The organism is Pseudoalteromonas sp. S3776 (genome assembly GCF_005886915.1).
Classification (GTDB): domain Bacteria; phylum Pseudomonadota; class Gammaproteobacteria; order Enterobacterales; family Alteromonadaceae; genus Pseudoalteromonas.
On record NZ_PNCU01000206.1, the window covers coordinates 1 to 357 of the forward strand.

Here is a 357-nt window from a genome sequence, read left to right on the forward strand (position 1 = left end):
ACGAGCTGATTACCTTCGATGAAGATATGAAAGCTTGTCACCCGTGGATGGAGTGCATAATTCACAGAAAAGATCGGGAACATGCCATTAGGGTGCGAGAGTACCTTGATGAACTGTACCGACCTGCGGTGATCAAGAATGGCAAGAAGTTTCCTGGCCCTTGGCAGACTTGTCCTAAACGTATGTTAAGGCACAAGTCGCAAATCCAGGCGATTCGGATTGCCTATGGTCTTAGTGGATTATTTGAACCGGATGAAGCAGAGCGTTTACTGGAAACCCAGATGGGTGAACCGGTACCTGACCTGCGGGAGTCTGAATCAAAGCTGGCAGAAGTCGCCAGTAATGAGGTGAAGGAGC

1 protein-coding gene is annotated in these 357 nt (G+C 49.0%); it reads left to right on the forward strand.

The annotated features are described in order from the left end of the window. Nucleotides 1-357, forward strand: a 357-nt coding sequence (locus CWC16_RS19645) for a recombinase family protein (protein WP_138542706.1), incomplete at both ends; no start/stop codon positions are given.